This window comes from Verrucosispora sp. CNZ293, from assembly GCF_002754655.1.
This window is the reverse complement of record NZ_PEFR01000001.1, coordinates 6,271,081-6,287,430: the sequence shown is the minus strand read 5'-3', so window position 1 is coordinate 6,287,430 and position 16,350 is coordinate 6,271,081. Positions and strand designations below refer to the sequence as shown.

Sequence of the window (16,350 nt, the reverse complement as noted above, 5' to 3'; positions counted from 1 at the left end):
GTCCTACGCCTGGGCGGTGACAGCGCCGGGTTCCTCGATCAGCTTGTCCGCGAGCGCGAGGAGCCCGGCGCTGTTGGCTGCCTTGACCAACACCACGTCGCCCGGCCGCAACCCGTCGCGCAGCAACTCCCACGCCTCGGCCACATTGCCCGCCCGGTCTACGGCCGTGCCGTTGCCGGCTGCTCCGGTCGCGTACTGCTCGGCGTCGGCTCCGCCGATGGCGACCAGCCACCCGGCTCCGATCTCGGCCACCTGTTGCCCGATCTCGCGGTGCACCTGTGCGGCGTGCTCGCCCAGCTCGGCCATCTCCCCGAGCACCGCGACCGCCCGCCGACCGTCGCCGGCCATCGCGTGCAAGGCCCGCAACGCGGCCCGCATCGCGTCGGGCGCGGCGTTGTAGGCGTCGTTGATGACGGTCACCCCGTCGGCGCGGGTGCTGACCTGCATTCGACCCGGCGACACTGCCTCGGCTTGTGACACGGCCTCGGCTACCGCCTCGATCGGGTGCCCCAGACCGAGGGCAACCGTGGCGGCGGCCAGCGCGTTGGACGCCTGGTGCAGCCCGTAGAGACGCAGCCGCACCTCGGCGGCCTGGCCGTCGTGCATCAGCCGGAAGCCAGCGCGGCCCAACTCGTCCACGGTCACGCGCTCGGCGCGCACGTTAGCCCGGTTGTCGATGCCGTAGGTCAACACCCGGGCGCGGGTACGGCTCGCCATCGCGGCCACCAACACATCGTCGCCGTTGAGCACCGCCAACCCGCCGTCGCGGGCGTCGGGTAGCGCTTCCACGATTTCACCCTTGGCCTGGGCGATGTTCTCCACCGACCCGAACTCGCCGAGATGGGCGTGTCCGACGCGGGTGACGACGCTGACGGTGGGTGGGGCGATGCGGGTCAGGTAGGCCACGTGGCCTATGCCGCGTGCGCCCATCTCCAACACCAGATAGCGGGTGTCGGCGGTGGCGCGGGTGACCGTGTACGGCAACCCAAGCTCGTTGTTGTTCGACGCCCGGTTGGCCACCGTGGCACCCCACGTGGGTAACACCTGGGCGAGGATGTCCTTGGTCGACGTCTTGCCCACCGAGCCGGTCACCCCGATCACGGTGGTTTGCGGCAGCCGGTCCACCACCGCGCGGGCGAGTCGCCCGTAGGCGGTGGGCACGTCCTCGACGACCACGGCGGGTACTCCGACTGGCCGTGACGCCAGCACCGCTGCCGCGCCGGCCTCGATCGCCTGGGCGGCGTAGTCGTGCCCGTCCACGCGCTCACCGGGCAGCGCCACGAACATGCCGCCGGCCTCGACGCGTCGGCTGTCGAACACAACTGGGGCGGTCACGGTCACGCCTTGGGGAGCGTCGTGGACGGCTCCGCCGACAACGGCCGTGATCTCTTGCAGAGTCATCGGAAACACGTGATGAACCTACCGTCTGCGGTCGGCGGAACGAGGGCTGTAGCCGGATCGCGGATGTCTGCGCACCGGTAGCTACTGGCAATAGCCCAATTGGCACGATGCCAACTGTCGCTAGCGCTACTGGCACTGTGCCAAGCTGTGTTTATGCACCGCAATTCGCCTGCCGGTCGCCGGAGCGTATGGGCTCGGCGGTCGACGCGTCGGCGCTTGCGGTCGGTGCTGTGGGTGCTGCCGAAGCCGCGTACGCGGGCGGCTTGGGCGTCCTGGGCTGATGATCTGTACAACCTGCGGTCCGAACTGGCCCATGATCAGGTGTGGCGTGCTCAGGCGGAAGGCGCGGACGCGCCGGTGATGGTGTTGCCGGTGGGTGATCCGGCTGTGCCGCTGGGCAAGCGTGCTGCCGAGCCTCGCGGGTTGTCCGAGGCGTCGCGGCGTCGTCGGGCGCTGGCGGATCAGGTGGCGAACAGCCTTGCGGATCAGCCGACAATCGACCCGTGGCGTGCGGGGACGGACGTGCTCGCGCAACAGGTGTTGCCGGCGCGGTTGGGCGATGATCCGGCGATGCAGCAACCCTTTGTCGATGCTGCCGCTGTGGTGGAGCGGGGTGGGCCGGGCGTCCTGCGGGTCGTTCCCGGTGACGGCGGGGTGGTGCTGCGAGTGCACGGGCCGTCGTGGTCACTGGTGTTCCGGGTCAGTCCGATCGTCAACGCCATCGTGGTGTTCCTGGATGCGACGTCCCGCTACGGCTGGCGGGTGGAGGACGACACGGAGTCCCGTGAGCTGATCCAAGAAGCGGTGACGCGTGTCGTGGCCGAGGCGGCGCGCTATGGGTGGGGCGGGGACAAGTACGCGCGGCCGGTGGCGCCGGTCGCCTAAAGGGCTGTCCGGCCGTCTCGTGGGTGCGGTGCGACGTTCACGGAGCGGCCGGACTCGGCTTCTAGCTGGGCGGTCGCTGCTGCGGTATACGGGCGATGAGCCGGCGGAGTTGCCGTACGGCGGTGGCGCGGCGCTTCGATGCGTTGCTGGGCGACAGGTTCAGCTCGGCGGCGACCTGGCCGAGGGGTTCGCCGTCGAGGTAGGTACGTCGCAGAAGTTCGGCGCTGGCGGGGTCGATCCGGTCGGCGGGTGGCATCTGGGCGGACTGCGCGACGAACTCTTGTAGGCGGGCGATGACGGCATCCATGCCTCGCCGGTCGGGTCCGTCGTGGCGCTGGGCGTGGTGGGCGCTGATCTCGTCGTCGCCGCCCACGGGCACCTCTCGGGGCTCATCCTCGCGCAGGCGTGTGATGCGGGCTTGGTGCTCGGCGGCGGTCTCGTCGTGGCGGCGGGTGAGCTGCTTGCGACGGTGCTCGGTGCGTCCGCTGGCGTGGTCGTACGCGCCGCCGAGTAGCCGGGAGTAGACGTTGGGCCGGTCGATGTCCAGCCGCCACCGAGTGCCGGCCGTGGTGGTCACGGTGGCTTGCATCCGGTCGAGGAAGGCGTATATCAGCGTGTATTGGGCTGCGACCACGCGCTTCGCGGGGTCGTCAGGCATGGCGAGGCGGGCGGCGCGGGAGAGAAGTCCACGGGCGGCGACGCCGAGGGCGTAGAGGTTCCAGTCTTCGCGGTTGTCGGGGTCGTCGCGGACGTGGACGACGATGTGTCTCCATACCTGGTCTTTGATCTCGCGGGTGGCGTCGTCGGCCAGCAGGCGGCGCAGCACCTCATCGGCGCGGGCAGGGCGGGGGTCGTCGGTGCCGGTGAGCCAGCCTTTCGGCACGCCGACGCGGCAGAGCGTGATGGCTGCGGAGAGCACTTGGCCGGCGGGCAGCGCCTTCTGTTGGACGAGGGCGGCAACCGGGTCGGGCGCAGCGTCGGCGCCGGGTGGTGGTGCGGAGAAGGTGAGTTGGCCGGGCAGGGCTATGCCGTGGGGGTGCCTTGCAGGCACTCGGTGTTCGGGCACGGGTTCGTGTCCTCCCAACGTCGCCTCGGGCTGGGTGGGACACGCCAGGCCGCCTGTCGGCGGTGATGAGCCGGGTCGACGCTGGCCCCCTGATGCGGCCCGGCGTGCTCCGGACACCGCCGGGAGTCGCACAAGCGTGCGAGATCGCTCGTGGGTGCCATGCCGTTTTCGTGGCCCCGCTGCGAACCCTCGTCGTCGCTCGGCTTCACAACCGACAGCCGGACCGACCCCCCATGTCGGCCAGAGCTTGATCTCTGAGCGTACGCGCGGGCCTGAAGAAATCTTCGAGTTGCGCCCACCAATTTGTTGATCTTGGAATATCCGGGCCTCTGGCGGTCCCCTTTGGTAGGTAGAAGGATCCGTGCGCGCAGCGCGGCGGCATGAGGAGGAGGATAAGGATCGGCGATGTCGGACCGTGGATGACCGGCGGTGGCGTCATGCCTGCTGCCGTCGCGTTCGCGCTGCTAAGCCTCGGCATTCGGGGCAAGCCGGCTTGCCGGCGCGGCAGCACCTCAAAGCCCGGCCGTGGAATCGACCGTATGGGCGTCGTCGGCGCTCTTGATGCTGTGGCCGGCGGTTTCGGCCGGTGTTGGCCGCATCGGTGAGAATCGGTCGCGGCTCGGGCGTGTCGGCTGACGTCCTGATGGCGATGGCGACCCGGCTACCCGCCCGACTTGCCGACGGGCGAGGTCGCCGTGCCGTCGTCCGCTGTGGTCGGAGTCGGGGTGGTGTGCACCCGTGATCGGGGTGCGGCGTGAGGCTGACGCCTGGTTGTTGGCTACTGGTCGTCCCCAGTGTCGTGTGCGCTCTGTTCTCTCTGGGGCGGGGCGGGGGACCGGCCGCCAGGCCGCAGCCCCCGACCCCGCCCACCGCTCCTTTCCCCACTCCCCTGTCTCGCGGGACCGGCCATGCCGATCCCGCTTCTTGACCAAGTAGGGAAACTCGTACGCACCTCCGCCCCTCCGGGGTGTCGACCATGCCCGCCTCAATCCTGGCGTCCTGGCCGTGATCGCCAGTCGCCCGGTGCGCGGGGCCCGCGCCGTTCCTCGTGGTGCCGTCCGCTCCTGGGCGTCCGGCTGCGAGTCGTTGCCGCGTCCGCTCGCCCGGAGCGCGTCGCGCTCGGTCTGTCTACCCGGCCTCCGGGTCGCCGACCTGGGTCGCCTCGACCCCGGCTCGGTCCGTCCTGCTCGTCCTGGTTCTGGGCGGCGCAGTCGCTGCCATCTGTCCTATTCGGAGGTCTGCCATGCCTTCTCGCTACTGCCGCGCCCTCGCGGAGCCGTTCCGGTCGTGCCTCGTACCGGTGGTGCGGAGTCGCGGTCCGCCCCGGCTGCCGGGCTGCGTGCTGCCCCTGTCCCGACTACCGCACCACCTGTACGGCACCACCTCCGAGCACCACCCATCCAATCTTTGGAGTTTGTTGTGAACAGCATCCCTGTTGATCTTTCTCGTCTGACCGGCCTGCTGTGCGTGGCCGCGCCGGAGCCCAAGACCGATCTCGACGGCGAGCAACGTAAGGACCGCGACGGAAACCACCTGTGGGTGACGGGCATTGCGGTGCGTCGCGCAGGCACGCGCAAGGCGTCGGTGATCGACGTGCAGACCTCCGCCCAGCCGGAAGGCGTGACGGAGGGAAGCCCGGTCGGTGTGACCGAGCTGGACGTGTCGCTGTGGGAGATTGAGGGCCGGCACGGATTGTCCTACAAGGCGGCGTCGATCTACCCGAAGCGGCCCGGCAACGGTGGTGGCTCGCCTGCGGTGCCGACCCCGCCCCAGCGGGAGCGTGGCGGTAAGGCCACCGGCTCATGATCGCCGCAGTAGTGATGCCGGCCGCTTCGCCGACGCCTACGCCGTCACCGTCGATGGCCCCCGGGATTCCCGGCTTCGTGCCGCGCTTCCCGGGGGTCACCCTCGACCAGCTTCAGGCGTGGCTACCCACGATCATCACCGCCGCCGTAGTCCTGGTGGCCGTCGTCGTGGCGCTGGCCGTGGTGTCGCGGCTGCTGCGCCAGCTGGCACCCCGCGCGCACTGGTACCTGTTCGGGTTTGCGCTCCTGCGCATGCGGATGCGCCGCTCCTGGCGGCACCTGTGCCTCAACGCGCAGTTGACCGGCACCGACCGGCCCACCACCGGGCAACTCGGGCCGCTGCTGGTCAAGGGTCGGCTGATCATGCCGGTCCTGCCGCTGCTGCGGCGTATCCGACCCCGCTCCTTCGGGGCGACAGCGGTGATCCTGCTGCACCCCGGACAGATCCCGGAGCCGTTCGTCAACGCGGCGGAGGCGATGGCACACGCCTGGGGTGTGCACGCCGTACGGGTCGACGCGCGACTACGCGGCCGGGTCCGGTTGACCATCCTCACCGCCGACCCCCTCACCGCGCAGCGGACGGAGACGGCGACCTGGGCGACCGGGCCACCACCGAAGGAGGCCGCGATGACCTCCCACCCCTCGAAGGCCATCCAACCGCCTGCCTCGGCGGTGGCGGTGCCGGCAGACCTGGCGACCGACGTGGGGCAGCGGGAGGACGGACAGCGGTGGGTGATCGACCTGGTGACCTTCCCGCACTGGCTGATCACCGGGGCCACGCAGTCAGGCAAGTCCACGCTCATCAACGCCGCCGTAGCGCGGTGGGCGGCGCGACCGGTGGCGCTGGTCGGGATCGACTGCAAGGGCGGCATGGAGCTGGCCCCACACGCACCCCGGCTGTCCGCTCTGGCCACCGACCGGGCGGAAGCAGCGGACATCCTGGCCGCACTCGTCACGGAGACACAGCGGCGGATGAGCCTGTGCCGCCAGCACGGGGCGCGCAACATCTGGCAGCTCCCGCCCGAGGTGCGGCCGGTTCCGGTCGTCGTGATCGTCGACGAGTTGGCAGAGCTGTACCTGGTCGCCTCCCGCGCGGACAAGGACGAAGCGCTGCGGGCGACCACGAACCTGCTGCGATTGGCGCAGCTCGGCGCGGCCCTCGGCGTGCACCTGGTCGTGGCCGGGCAACGGGTCGGCTCCGACCTCGGTCCCGGCGTGACCGCGTTGCGTGCCCAGCTCGCCGGGCGGATCTGTCTGCGGGTCAACGATGAGGAAACCGTGGACATGACCTTGGGTGACCTCTACCCGGACGCGGTGGAAGCCGCCCAGCAGATCGACCCCGCCGTGAAGGGCATCGCGGTCACCACCGCCGACCACGCGGGCTGGATCCGGGCCCGCTCGGTCTACCTGCCGCCGCAGCAGTTGGCGGCCGTCATCGCCGCCACGGCACACCTGGCGCCGGTCCTGCCCGGCCTCACCCCACCCGCCGCCTGACCTGCGGCCAGCCCGATGCGAACGGAGGTAACCGATGCGACCACGACCATCCCGCCCCGCTCCACCGACCGGTGACGACGGACCACCACCGGATCGGCACCCCGACGCCGGCCATCCCTACGCGAGGAGCAGAGGACCACCATGCCCACCCCCGCCCCCGGCGGGCCTGACTCCGGCCTGTCGTTCACTGACCGAGAGATCCTGTCCACCGCCACGCACCCCGACTTCCGGGCGTGGTTGGCCCGTGTGCGCCACATCGGCGGTTGCCAACACCCGGTGCACCTGGTCGGCCACACGCTGACCGTGGACGCTTCTACCGGTCGCCTGGTGCACGCCTTCACCTCGGCCGAGCAGCCGCACGGGCGGCTCACCATCGCCTGCGGAAACCGGCGGCAGTCCCGCTGCGAACCGTGCTCCCGGCTGCACCAGGGCGACACGTACCAACTCGTCGTGTCGGGGCTCGCTGGTGGCAAGGGCGTCCCCGACACCGTGAGAAGCCATCCGCGCGTGTTCGTCACGTTCACCGCGCCCAGCTTCGGCCCGGTCCATCGGCACACCACCGACGAACCCTGCCGACCCTCACGCGGTCGTCGTGGGCTCGTCTGCGGCCACGGCCGGCCCCTGTGGTGCCTCGACCGGCACCCGCCCGGCGACCCGCTCACCGGTGCCCCGATCTGCGCCGAGTGCTACGACTACCCGGCCGCGGTGGTGTGGAACGCCCACACCCGCGACCTGTGGCAACGGCTGCACCGCAGCCTCTACGAAGCCATCGCCACCGCACGCGGCATCTCCCGCACCGCCGCCCGCAACGCAGTCCGCGTCGCCTACGCCAAAGTCGCGGAGTACCAGCGGCGCGGATCGGTCCACTTCCACGCCGTCATGCGCTTCGACGGCCCCACCCCCGACACCCCACCGCCGGCCTGGGCCACCCTGGCACTCCTGGTGCAGACCATCCGCACCGCAACGCGGCGCGTGCACCTGGCCGTGCCTGGCCTGGACACCATCTTGCGCTTCGGCGCGCAGCTCGATATCCGACCCATCTTGCCCGGTCACGGCGGCGACGACGATCTCTCCGAGCGGGCCGTGGCCTCCTACATCGCCAAGTACGTCACCAAGCCTGATGTCGCCGGCATCACCGTGGACCGGCCCATCCGCGACGTCATCACCATTTCGGTACTCCCTGTCACCGAGCACGCTCGCACGCTCATCCGTACCTGCTGGACCCTCGGCGGTCAGCCGGAGTACAAGGCGCTGAACCTGCGGCGGTGGGCACACCAGCTCGGCTACCGAGGCCACATCGCCACGAAAAGCCGCGCCTACTCGACCACCTACACCGCGTTACGCGCCGCCCGTGAACAACACCGCCGCGACCACAACCAGGAGGACACCCACGATGACACTGCCGACGCCGTCACCGACAAGCACTGGACCTACGCCGGAACCGGCCACACCGCCGGGCAAGCCATGTTCGCGGACGCCATCGCAGACGACCTGCAAGCTGCCCGCGACGCCGCTCATGACGCAAAGGTGGGAGGGAGGAGCGACGGACGCTGAAATCTATCGGTGCTACTTCACGGGCTTGTGATGTGTCTACGCACCCTTGGTGCTATAGGCAAAGAAGCCTAGAGCTGCAACCACGAGCAGGACGCCCAAGAGAAAACCCCAGAGAAAGCGCCCCGGCTTTGGCTGTGGAGCGACTTGATTGGCCGCCATGGCCAAATTCTCGGATGCTCCCAAAATGGCAGAGATATTGCTTTCGAAATTGCCGGAGGCGTGTACGACGCTGGACAGTTCCTCGACTTGGCGGGCCACTGCGCGCATCTCGGCGGTGATCTGTTCAAGTCTTCGTGGGAGTTCATCGAGCTCATCGGCGGCTTGGGAGATTTTTGATGCCACCTGCGGATTGATGCTGTGAGACGAGACCATGAGCATCTCGGCCACTTCATAGTTGATGTTCCGACTAGCCGCCCAAAGCGCCTCCGCTACATCCTCATTGATGTTGCGTGCCGCCATGCTAAGCGACATGGCCGCGTCAGGTGAAATTACGCCGTCTCGGAGCGCCTGCTTGAGCAGTGCACCTAGTTTAGGAGCGTCGGATGAGATCTTCTCCAACACGGCCTTCGTCTTGGCATCCATCGTCTCAATGCGACCGAAGTTGTGGCCGTTGACGATGGAGCCTGGTCCCGAGTTCGTTTGGATCGAAGGCATCTCCCACGAAGGGCTAGATTCGACCATTAGTTCACCGTGCCTGCGGCCGGATTGATGCTTCCGTAGTTATTTCCATTGATAATGTTGCCCGATCCGGTGTTGCTTTGCCACCGGATGGTGTACTGGCGGGAATCGTTACTTTCAGGCAGGAGGCTTGCGATCGCGGAAGCGAGATCGGGATCGGCTGCTATTGCTTTGCGGATCTGCAATCGCAGGGCGATGTCGGCCTCGTCTTCTCCCGCCGCAACGTCGATCACAGCCCCCTCAATGGCCTCCGAGGACTGTTCTCTATTAAGGAGTCGGTTCAATATCTGATGACCAACTCGGACTGTAGCGTCGGAGGCTCCGTCGACCACCGCGTTTCGCGCCTTATCTAAGGTAGTCACCCCGTAGGCCGTTACTGCGGCCGTTACGTAAGGCATCGCGGCAGCGGCAGTCTGTGCGACATCGACGTCCATCCTGCATGGATACACCAGCTAAGTGCCATGGAGACCAGCCAAACGGCCGAAAGCGGCCGAGTGTCGGATTCCCGACGGGAGGAGGACATGTCGCAACAATTTCTACACCTACAACTCAGACCTCGCCCGTCCGAGGACAAGTGCGACTAAGGACGCCGAGGTCGTGGGAGTGCAGTGGAACTTGCTGAGGCTGGCCATGCCGCCGGACAGGCCAGGTTCGCCGCCCCATCGCGGACGACCTCCAAGCCACTCGCGATGCCGCCCACGACGCTCGTTTGAACGTTTGCCACCCCTCAAGGAGACACGCAATGAGCACCACGACTGACAGCCCTTGGACCATTGACGCCATTCGCGCCCTTGGCGTGACAACGGATGTGGAGACTGCCGGAGCGATTCTCGGTATCGGCCGGAGCAAGGCGTACGCCCTCGCCAAGCGTGGACAATTCCCCGTGCGGGTGCTGCGCGTCGGGCGAAGCTACGTCGTGCCTGTTCCGGGGATTCTGGAACTACTCGGGGTTCGGGCCGTCACTTGACTTGACGGTCCACTGAGGAACATGCCGACCGTATAGCACGTCATCGACAAGAAGCGCGACGATGCCGGCGGCGGTGAGATCCGGCCGCAAACTCACCAGCTTTTCCACCTCGCTAGAGGTAAGGCGGATCTTCACCTGCTGGTCGCGCTTCTCCTCGCCGGGGAGCGCCGGCAATCCCTGAGCGGCCTCGACCACCCGACGTCGTCGCATGACTCACCTTCCATCGAACCATCGAGGAAGTGGTACCATTGTAGGTACCACTTCCTCTCTCCCAAGGAGGAGCCTTGAGAGGATCAGTATTCCGTCGCTGCGCCTGTCGAGATCCGCTGACGGGCAAGCAGTACGGGCAATCGTGCCCCAAGCTCAACCAGCGGCGACACGGCACCTGGGGCGTACGCCAGGAGCTTCCATCCAACGCCGAGGGCGAACGTCGTACGTTTCGTCGGTCGGGCTACTCGACCGCCACTGAGGCCCAAACGGATCTGGACACCGTCCGCGCCCTGCTGGCAATACCCGACGCCGATGACGAAGACGGTCGCCAGCGCATGGGGGATCTGCTGGAGCGCGTGGCGTCCGACCGGGAGCCGCTACCTGACGTGGAGGAGACGCGGCGCAAGTTCCGTAGCGGGCAGTCGTTGACCGCACGCATCACGGTCGGAGAATGGCTCGATACCTGGCTTGCCGGCCGGAAGATTCGTCGCAACACCATCAACCGGTACGGCCGAGATATCCGACTCCACCTCAACCCGCGCATCGGTAACGTCCGCCTCGACCGGCTGCGCGTGTCCCACCTGACAGAGATGTTCAACGCGATCGTTGAGCGGAACATCGAGATCGAGGAGGCGAACGCCCTACGACGTGCCGCGATCGACGAACTGAAGTCGCTCAAGGGGCGTAAGCGCCGCCGCGCCGCGCGTGCCGCCACCGCCGCTATGCCTCCGTTCCGTCGTACCGTGGGGCCAACGACGCGACGGCACATCCGGGCGACGCTGCGGGCCGCCTTAAACGACGCCATCACGCAAGAGCTGATCACCTTCAATCCGGCGGCTCACGTTGAGCTTGACCCCGTTCGTCGGCCGAGGGCGATGGTATGGACGGACGAGCGTGTTGCGCGGTGGCAAGCCACCAACGAAAGACCATCGCCCGTCATGGTGTGGACTCCCGAACAGACAGGGGCCTTCCTCGACTTCATCGCCGACGACGAGCTGTACGCGCTCTTTCATCTGATCGCGTTTCGTGGGCTGCGCAGAGGCGAGGCGTGCGGCCTGCGGCCGGAAGATCTGGATCTCAAGGGCAAGACCCTCACCGTTGCCACGCAACTCGTGGAGATCAGCGGGGAGATCGAGGAGAGCGCGCCGAAGAGCGATGCCGGAAACCGCATCGTCGCCCTTGATCGCGACAGCCTGAAAGTGGCCAAGCGCCACCTCAAGCTACAGCGGAAGGCTCAGGAGGAAGCCGGAGCGGCATGGGTAGAGAGTGGGCGTCTGTTCACCCGGCCGACCGGTGAGTGGGTCGAGCCCAACTGGCTGTCGGACTACTTCGATCGACTGGTACGCAAGGCAGGCTTGCCGCCGATCCGCCTGCACGATCTACGCCACGGCGCTGCCACGATCGCTCTCGCGGCCGGCACTGAGATGAAAGTGGTCCAGGACATGCTGGGCCACTCCTCGATCTCATTGACGTCCGACACCTACACCTCGGTTCTGCCGGAGCTGGCACGGGAAGCAGCCGAAGCAGCCGTCCGCCTGGTCCCCCGTCAAGGCTCCAAGCGATCCGCCGGGCTCACGTCGGGCTCACATCGGCTCTCCGCATCGACGCCGAGCAGTGGAAAAGATCGCAAGAGCGGCAAGAAACACCAGGTCAAGCGCGCTTCTTAATGGTGGGGCGGGCGGGACTCGAACCCGCGACCGAGGGATTATGAGTCCCCTGCTCTAACCGGCTGAGCTACCGCCCCGGCACCGGGCGGATCTTATCCCGCCCAGTCGATCACCGGCCAATGAGCCTTCCCGACAGTCCCCTCACGGTTCGACGACCAGCCAGGTCGGGCGCGGTCCGTGAGCGCCCGTGCGGTGCCCGTCGGGTGGGATTCCGTGTCGACGGCCTCTCCTCACCGGCGTCGCCCTCGTGTCAGCAGCACGATGGGCAACGCGAGGATAACAGTGAGCAGCCAGCCGATCACGACCGCACCCCACAGTACGGCGACGTCCTCCTCGGCGGTGGGACTGATGAACATGCCGATGGTGAGCAGCAGGGTGAACCCGCCCACCACCAGGGTGGCGAGGCCACTGAGCACCATCAGCAGGAGTTCCCACGCGGGCCGCTTCGGCCGGCCCGGGTGCTGGCGGGCCTCACGGGCGGCACGCGGTTGCGGGATGTGCTCCGGGTCGCGCGGCGGCATTCGGATCTGCCTGTCGACGGGTACGCCGCTGTCGATGACCTGCATCGTCGCCGGGTGGGTGTCGAACAGGGTCGGCTCGATGTGCAGCACTATCGCGTCGTGACCGATGAGTTGCCGGGCACCGTCGGGCCAGGCGAGCATGGCGGCGCAGTCGGCGTACGCGACGGTGACGGTGCCGCCGGTGCCCAGGTGGCTGACCCCCTCGGTGCCGACGAGCAGACGGCTGTTCCCGTCGCGGGAGTGGTACGTGGTGCCCGACACGGTCGATTCCGACGAGGTGGGCGCGGCGGTGAAGCCGGCCCAGTCGGCGCTGGTCCCGTCCGGCACCATCAGCAGCGCGGAAGCGTACGCCTCCTGGGCGACCTCGTGCAGGTCCGTGACGGTGACCGCCTTCAGTTCGGCGAGGTGCTCGTCGATTGTGTGGTTCGGTTCGCCGGTGAGCAGGTTGAAGGCGTACGCGGGCAGCCGCGCGGCGTCGAACTCCGCGGTGGCGTACATGTCGACCCGCTTGGCCACCGCGGCGTCCAGGTCGCTCTGCTCGATCCGCCCGACCCGCAGCTTGGCCAGCACGTCGATGAAGCCGCCGACGACGGCGTCCTGCTTCTCGGCCAGGGCGTCGGCGAGGGCCCGTAGATGGGCGTGCCCGTCGCCGCGCGGTTCGTACCCGGTGTTGATGGTGTAGGAGAGCCCGGCGTCCTGGCGCAGCGCCCGGAACAGCTCGCGCTCCAGCACCTCGGCGAAGACGGTGGCGGCGGCCCGCCGCCGCACCACCGCGTCGAGCACCACCGCCCGCGAGCCGTGCACGAAGTACGCCGGAGTGGTCGGCAGCGCCGACGACGCGGTCGGTACCGGCTGTCGGATGCCGGTGGGCAGGTTCAGCCGCAGCCCCTCGGGCACCCGGTCACCGGCGATCCAGAGCACCGCGTTCTCCCGGGTGAACCAGCGTGCGGCCCACTGGCGCAGTTCCTCGGCGGTGAGCCCGCTCAGCCCCCACTCCGGGTAGCTGCTGAGCCCGTGGTCGCGGGCACCGTGACGCCACAACGGGATGTCGTCGATGGCCGCACCTCCCCGGCTGCTCCACTCGGTGCGCAGGATGTCCTTCTCCACCTCCAGCCGTCCGGTGGGCAGGTCGGTGAGGTTGGCGCAGACGGAGGTCAGGAAGGTGGCGATGTCCGTCGCCGTGCCCTGCATGTGGAAGGTGGTGAAGACCGGTCCGGTGGCGCCGTTGAAGTGGTAGTCGGCGGTGCCCAACGGCGCCAGGACGAGGTGTTCGAGCAGGTGGGTGATGCCGTGACGGGCCAGCGTCTCGTCGGCGGTGCCGACCCGGAAGGTCAGCCCGGCCCGCATCGGCCCGCCGGTGGGGGCGAGCAGGGTCGGCACCCCGTCGGTTTCCAGGTGTTGGATCACGGCCGGCCGCCCTTCGCGTACGCCTTGTCGCGGAACCGCTGGAACTGCGCCACCGAGTCACCGAAGTAGCCGAACATCGACTCGTCACCGAGGTGCCCGAGGGCGGCGAACTGCTGCGCAGCAGGTGTCCACTCCTGCATCAGGCAGAAGGCCAGGGCGAAGGTGCTGCGTACCTGGACCCAGCCCCAGCCGTGGCGGAACTCGCGGTGCCAGATGGAGCGCTGGGCCGCGTCGTGGATCGCGGCGCGCACCTGCTGGCCGCGTAGGAATGCCCGCGCGGCGGACAGGGTGCCGTGGTCGAAGGCCTGCTCCAGGTGCACCTCGACGACGAGGACGGCGTTGGGCGCGCCGGCCGGCGCGGCGTCGGCGCACTCCCGGGCGAAGTCGTACGCCTTCTCCCAGCTACCGCTCCACTTCGGGCAGAACTGCTGCAACAGGGAGCCCTGCGCCGGCAGATGGTGCGGGTGCACGGCGGCGAGCCGGTCGTAGCGGCGGCGGGCCTCGGCCTGGCCGAGTTGCAGGCCGCGGGCGCTGGTGACCCGCTGGGTCCAGGCTGCCGCGTCCTGCGGGTGGCGGGCGGTGGCCTCGATGAGGATCTGCTCGGCCCGACGCAGATGATCGAAGAACTGGACGAACTGTTCCCGGCTCACGTCCTGTGCCCGGCTGGCCGTCCGGATCCGCCATCCGGCGCGGATCAGGTGTGCCCCCAGCATGGCCGCGGCCACCGGGTCGTCCGGTTGCTCGGCGAGCGCCTTCCGCAGCAGCGGCTCGACGTCCGGTGCGTCACCGACCTCGCCGACGAGGACCGTCCGACCGTGGGCGTCCTGGGCGTCGACGACGGCGCGCAGCGCCGGCCAGTCACCGGCGGCCAGCGCGCCACGGGCGGCGGCCACCTGGGGGTACGCCGCCGCGGCGTCGAAGACCGGCGGCGGGAGGGGTGCGGGCATGGCGAGGATCATAAGTGATCATCTTTGGCCCGGTGACCCCGAATTCTCAGTGCTGGCGCAGGTGCCGCAGGGCGGCCCCGGCGCTGCGCCAGCCGCTGGCGAGCGCCCCTTGGATGGACGGGCTGTCGCGGTGGTCACCGGCGACGAACAGCCCGTTTCCCAGCGCCACAGGCTTGCGGAGCCGGCCCTGCGGCGGCGGCGCGGCGGGCAGGGCGGCGGGGATCGTGACGGTGGTCAGGTGCTCCCAGTCGGCGGTGGGCCGCCCGTACAGCCGGGTCAGTTCCAGCCGCACGGCTGGCTCGGCCGGTACCGACGGCCCGACCACGGAGGTGGCGATCAGGTGCCGGCCGGCGGGCGCGTAGCCAGGCACGGCGTGGCTGACCACGACGGTGTTGGCGATCATCTCGCGGCGGTCGCCGTCGACGAGCAGGATCGGTTCGTCCAACGGCGGCACGGCGGACGCGTGGTAGTAGGTGGTGTAGCTGTGCATGCGTACCGGCGGCAGGTCCAGCAGCCGGGTGGCGGCGGGCGGGTCGACGGCGACGACGACGGCCCGGCAGCGCAGCTCACCGATTGTGGTCCGGACCCGGCCCGGGGCCACCTCGGCGACGGCGGTGTTCAGGTCGAGCAGCCCGGCCGGCAGCGGCGCGGCGACGGCCCGGGGCAACGCCGCCATGCCCTCGACGGGCAGACCGAGCCGGCCCCGGGCGAACGAGCGCAGCACCATCGCCAGGACGTGGCTGGAGGTGGCCAGTTCCCGGTCGAGCAGCACGCCGGACAGGAAGGGACGCAGCAGGTCCTCGATGATCGCGTGGGACAGGCCCGCGCGGCGCAGCGCCGCCTCGGCGGTGGTCTCGGGGGTGGCGAGCAGACGCGCGGCGGGCAGCGTGGCGTAGCTCGCGGCGAGGGCGGCGAAGCGCAGCCGGTCGGGCAGCGACCCGACGCGGGCCAGGGCGGTACCTGGCCCGCCGGCCGGCTCGCGCAGCGGGTTGACCAGTCGCAGCAGCTGGCCGCCTTTGCGCACCAGCACTCCCGGGACGAAAAAGCCGAGGTCGAGATCGTCCACGTCGAGCAACGCGCCGACCCGGGGGTACGCGGTGTTGAGGACCTGGAAGCCACGGTCGAGCAGGTAGCCGTCGACGGCGTCGGTGGCGACCCGGCCACCGAGCCGGTCGGCGGCCTCCACCAAGCGCCAGGACACCCCGGCGCGGTGCAGGCGGCGAGCCGCGGCCAGGCCGGCGAGGCCGCCGCCCACGATCACGACGTCGGTGTCAGCGGGCATCGGGTACGCCGTGCCCTGGTCGTGCCGACGCGGGCCGGCGGTGGGCGTGCTGCTCATCCACGACGTTGCGCACGGGCGACGTAGGCGCTTCGGGCGGTCGCGGTCCAACCGAGCCGATCTTGAAGTTTCCGGACATCCCACCCACCGGCTGTCGTCACAGGATCGACGCGCACCAGCGTAGACCGGTTGGCCCGGTACCGCCGCCGAAGCCGGGCGTCACGCCGGTCGGCACGATCCGGCGGGAAACGACCGACGCCCACCGGATCCGACCGATGGGCGTCAGGGTGAGGAAGGAAGCTCCCCCGTTTGGACTCGAACCAAAAACCTGCCGGTTAACAGCCGGCTGCTCTGCCAATTGAGCTACGGGGGACCGCAACAACGCCCGGAACGGATCGCTCCGCACCGCGCGCCGGGCACAAGAGTACAGGACGGCAGGGGGTGTTGGTCCAGGGGGTTCATCGGCCAC

Annotated in this window: 13 protein-coding genes and 2 tRNA genes; 5 read left to right on the top strand and 10 right to left on the bottom strand. The window is 69.1% G+C overall.

All coding sequences use genetic code 11. The annotated features are described in order from the left end of the window. Positions 1-3 precede the first annotated feature (3 nt). Positions 4-1,335, bottom strand: a complete 1,332-nt coding sequence (locus CLT74_RS28690) for a UDP-N-acetylmuramoyl-tripeptide--D-alanyl-D-alanine ligase (RefSeq protein ID WP_486582660.1) — start codon at positions 1,333-1,335, stop codon at positions 4-6. 438 nt (positions 1,336-1,773) lie between these two features. Between CLT74_RS28690 and CLT74_RS31610 the strand changes: the two genes are divergently transcribed. Beyond that, complete coding sequence (locus tag CLT74_RS31610) at positions 1,774-2,286, top strand: hypothetical protein (RefSeq protein WP_486582659.1); 513 nt, start codon at positions 1,774-1,776, stop codon at positions 2,284-2,286. 61 nt (positions 2,287-2,347) lie between these two features. Here CLT74_RS31610 and CLT74_RS28680 read toward each other — a convergent pair whose 3' ends face one another. Next, positions 2,348-3,352: a sigma-70 RNA polymerase sigma factor region 4 domain-containing protein gene (locus CLT74_RS28680; RefSeq protein WP_486582657.1), complete on the bottom strand. Its 1,005-nt coding sequence runs from the start codon at positions 3,350-3,352 to the stop codon at positions 2,348-2,350. A gap of 1,419 nt (positions 3,353-4,771) precedes the next feature. Here CLT74_RS28680 and CLT74_RS28675 point away from each other — a divergent pair. The 3 genes from CLT74_RS28675 to CLT74_RS28665 all read left to right on the top strand — a co-directional run bounded on the left by CLT74_RS28675 (position 4,772) and on the right by CLT74_RS28665 (position 8,205). Continuing rightward, the gene (locus CLT74_RS28675) at positions 4,772-5,158 is read left to right on the top strand and encodes a hypothetical protein (protein ID WP_143697215.1); all 387 of its coding nucleotides are present in this window, start codon (positions 4,772-4,774) and stop codon (positions 5,156-5,158) included. Continuing rightward, positions 5,155-6,651, top strand: coding sequence for an FtsK/SpoIIIE domain-containing protein (locus tag CLT74_RS28670; RefSeq protein ID WP_099850579.1), 1,497 nt, complete (start codon positions 5,155-5,157; stop codon positions 6,649-6,651). The genes CLT74_RS28675 and CLT74_RS28670 overlap by 4 nt, the downstream gene beginning before the upstream one ends. 141 nt (positions 6,652-6,792) lie before the next feature. Continuing rightward, the gene (locus CLT74_RS28665) at positions 6,793-8,205 is read left to right on the top strand and encodes a replication initiator (protein ID WP_199172278.1); all 1,413 of its coding nucleotides are present in this window, start codon (positions 6,793-6,795) and stop codon (positions 8,203-8,205) included. Between the two features lie 36 nt (positions 8,206-8,241). Here CLT74_RS28665 and CLT74_RS30310 read toward each other — a convergent pair whose 3' ends face one another. The 3 genes from CLT74_RS30310 to CLT74_RS28655 form a co-directional block, all read right to left on the bottom strand. After that, positions 8,242-8,787 (bottom strand): hypothetical protein, encoded by a 546-nt coding sequence (locus CLT74_RS30310; protein WP_143697214.1) that lies wholly within the window; start codon positions 8,785-8,787, stop codon positions 8,242-8,244. A 98-nt stretch (positions 8,788-8,885) separates the two neighbouring features. Next, the gene (locus CLT74_RS30305; protein ID WP_143697213.1) at positions 8,886-9,317 is read right to left on the bottom strand and encodes a hypothetical protein; all 432 of its coding nucleotides are present in this window, start codon (positions 9,315-9,317) and stop codon (positions 8,886-8,888) included. 506 nt (positions 9,318-9,823) lie between these two features. Further along, the gene (locus CLT74_RS28655; protein ID WP_143697212.1) at positions 9,824-10,060 is read right to left on the bottom strand and encodes a hypothetical protein; all 237 of its coding nucleotides are present in this window, start codon (positions 10,058-10,060) and stop codon (positions 9,824-9,826) included. A gap of 74 nt (positions 10,061-10,134) precedes the next feature. On the opposite strand from CLT74_RS28655, the gene CLT74_RS28650 reads away from it, so the two are divergent. Beyond that, the gene (locus tag CLT74_RS28650) at positions 10,135-11,727 is read left to right on the top strand and encodes a tyrosine-type recombinase/integrase (protein WP_486582654.1); all 1,593 of its coding nucleotides are present in this window, start codon (positions 10,135-10,137) and stop codon (positions 11,725-11,727) included. Here the strand turns inward: CLT74_RS28650 and CLT74_RS28645 are convergent. The 5 genes from CLT74_RS28645 to CLT74_RS28625 form a co-directional block, all read right to left on the bottom strand. Beyond that, positions 11,728-11,804 (bottom strand) — tRNA-Ile (locus CLT74_RS28645). It lies immediately after the preceding gene. 153 nt (positions 11,805-11,957) lie between these two features. Beyond that, positions 11,958-13,655: an insulinase family protein gene (locus tag CLT74_RS28640; protein ID WP_099850574.1), complete on the bottom strand. Its 1,698-nt coding sequence runs from the start codon at positions 13,653-13,655 to the stop codon at positions 11,958-11,960. After that, complete coding sequence (locus tag CLT74_RS28635; RefSeq protein ID WP_486582652.1) at positions 13,652-14,602, bottom strand: tetratricopeptide repeat protein; 951 nt, start codon at positions 14,600-14,602, stop codon at positions 13,652-13,654. The genes CLT74_RS28640 and CLT74_RS28635 overlap by 4 nt, the downstream gene beginning before the upstream one ends. A gap of 46 nt (positions 14,603-14,648) precedes the next feature. Then, entirely contained in the window at positions 14,649-15,884 is a 1,236-nt protein-coding gene (locus tag CLT74_RS28630; protein WP_099853275.1) for an NAD(P)/FAD-dependent oxidoreductase, read from the bottom strand. 297 nt (positions 15,885-16,181) lie between these two features. Further along, a tRNA-Asn gene (locus CLT74_RS28625) sits at positions 16,182-16,254 on the bottom strand. Positions 16,255-16,350: the final 96 nt, after the last annotated feature.

Bases quoted from the DNA above. Each gene is read 5' to 3' on its own strand.
- CLT74_RS30310 (WP_143697214.1), bottom strand. From the start codon at position 8,787: ATGGATGCCAAGACGAAGGCCGTGTTGGAGAAGATCTCATCCGACGCT.
- CLT74_RS30305 (WP_143697213.1), bottom strand. From the start codon at position 9,317: ATGGACGTCGATGTCGCACAGACTGCCGCTGCCGCGATGCCTTACGTA.
- CLT74_RS28670 (WP_099850579.1), top strand. From the start codon at position 5,155: ATGATCGCCGCAGTAGTGATGCCGGCCGCTTCGCCGACGCCTACGCCG.
- CLT74_RS28630 (WP_099853275.1), bottom strand. From the start codon at position 15,884: ATGCCCGCTGACACCGACGTCGTGATCGTGGGCGGCGGCCTCGCCGGC.
- CLT74_RS28665 (WP_199172278.1), top strand. From the start codon at position 6,793: ATGCCCACCCCCGCCCCCGGCGGGCCTGACTCCGGCCTGTCGTTCACT.
- CLT74_RS28635 (WP_486582652.1), bottom strand. From the start codon at position 14,602: ATGCCCGCACCCCTCCCGCCGCCGGTCTTCGACGCCGCGGCGGCGTAC.
- CLT74_RS28655 (WP_143697212.1), bottom strand. From the start codon at position 10,060: ATGCGACGACGTCGGGTGGTCGAGGCCGCTCAGGGATTGCCGGCGCTC.